Origin of the sequence: Flavobacterium sp. (assembly GCF_029242675.1) — a bacterium.
Classification (GTDB): Bacteria; Bacteroidota; Bacteroidia; order Flavobacteriales; family Flavobacteriaceae; genus Flavobacterium.
Genome location: NZ_JAQWTM010000087.1, coordinates 1 through 2025, shown reverse-complemented (window position 1 = coordinate 2025; position 2025 = coordinate 1). Strand labels below are relative to the sequence as shown.

Genomic DNA, 2025 nt, shown 5'->3' with positions numbered 1-2025 from the left:
ACTGGGTGTAATATCCCAATGGGAAGATACTGACTTAAAAGTTTGTGGTCTTTTTAATAAGGGACTATAAATGTATAAAGGAACATGAAAACGGCACAATTTGTCTTTTTGTGCAATAGGTATAAGTCGGTGGTCGCCTGTTATTACAAATATAGTATTCTTAACTTCGGGTCTTTTACTGTAGGAATTGATAAACGTTTTAATAGAGTTATCAGTATACAGTAAGCTAGCAAATATATCTTTGTAAGTGTTAACTTCTTCCTTTGCTACTTTTAGATTTTTGTTTGTATTTAAGATACTGTCTACTTTTTTAAGATATTCTTTTTTTTGCGGAAAATCAAAAGGTTCATGATTGGTAAGTGTCATAATTATATCCAAACGGGGTGTTTTTTTACCGTCCAATTCAGATAATGTTTTTCTGAAAATTTCGCTATCGGGATAACCCCAAGAGAAACCGCCCGAATTGGCTTTTGTTTTTTCGTATCCGGATCCAAATTTGTTGATATCAATAACATTATCGATTCCGTTGTACTCTAGGAAATTTATTTTTCTGTCAAAACTTGAATCATCTCCGCAGTAAAAGGAGGTTGAATAGTCGTTTACTTTTAAAATGCTGACTAAAGAGATATTAGCAGGTAGCGGATTTAATTCCAAAAATCCTTTTTCTCCGTATGGCAAAGAACCAAGTATAGAAGGTAGTGCGCCAAATGTACGGCCTGCGTTGCTTACAAAATTTTCCCAGTATAATGATTTTGGAATAAGTGAATCTAAGTACGGAGTAAATCCGCTATAGTCATTTTTGCCAATAAATTCGTCTCCTAATCCTTCAACAATAATCATAACTATATTTGGTTTCTCTTCATTAATTTGGAAAAATGGTGCTAGGACGTCCGGCGATGATGAAAAGGGTTGAACGAGTGGATACTCTTTTTTGTAAGTTAAATTATTGATATCAAATTCATTTTTTTCAGATTGGTAACGAATGATATCAGATGTAAAAAAAGCTAATCTATTTTGATTGGTTGTATCTGAGAAAGTTGAATTAAAGAATTTTAAGCCAAGAGTTAGTGCGATGATGCATACTGCCGCAACGATAAAAGTTTTGTTTATCGTGATTATGGAGATTTTTTTATGAATAAAAAAGAAAAGAACTGGAAATAAGACAAAAGGAATAAAATAGAAGATAGATAATGATTCCGATGCCGTTACGGTGGTAAACATATCTGAAAAAGAGTAGCCCAAAATATCGGCACCAAGATAGACTAATGTTGTCAGGTGGTACTTTGTTAAGGCGAATTGCGCAAGGACAACCAAACAAAAAATGCATTTAATAAATAGATTTGCCCACTTTTTAGAAAGTAGTGAAAAGATAAAAAACAATGGATAACAAACACAAAAGATGATTAAACTTGTCCATAAATCATTTAATAATTTGAATGAAAGTACTTCCGCAAAATTTGGAATTTTTATTCCATTTGCCATTTTACTGACTATTTCGAAGGTGCTAATGGTCCAAAATGCAAGTAGTAAGGCTAAGTTAAGTTGAAGATAGGAGCTGTTGCTTTTTATTTTTGGTTCAGTATTCATTGGTTTGATGTACGTTTTTTAATTGTTAGACATGCCCTTTCGAGTCATTTCTCCCCATTTTATTTTTTTATTAAAATAATAATCAATATTTCCTTTTATGGCCGCATACAAGATAAAGGGGTGATTGATGAACGGTTCTAAAAAAGCGGTCTTTAGTAATTTTATTCCAATACCTTTTTTCGTGTATTGGTGGTAAGTATGCTCTTCAATTACAATCGTAACAATAGAGAAAAAAACAGTAAATAGATAAGCCATTACCATAAAAGCAATTGCATAATCCCATTTTACGCTATTGTTTACTATCAAAAAACCAAAATAGAATAGTCCTGCTACTTCAATAAGTGGTGCTATTCGCTCAAAAATCAGCCAATAAGGATAACTTACTGTCCCTAATGAATTGTATTTTCGATTAAAGCCTATTTTTTTATGTTTTTTTAA

At 32.0% G+C, this 2025-nt stretch carries 1 protein-coding gene and 1 pseudogene; both read right to left on the bottom strand.

Annotated elements, in window-relative coordinates; genetic code table 11:
• A partial coding sequence (locus P8M54_RS03580; RefSeq protein ID WP_300285271.1) for an LTA synthase family protein occupies positions 1-1587 on the bottom strand: 1587 nt, incomplete at its 3' end.
• 18 nt (positions 1588-1605) lie between these two features.
• Positions 1606-2025, bottom strand: a pseudogene (locus P8M54_RS03575) (glycosyltransferase family 2 protein); the annotation flags it as partial.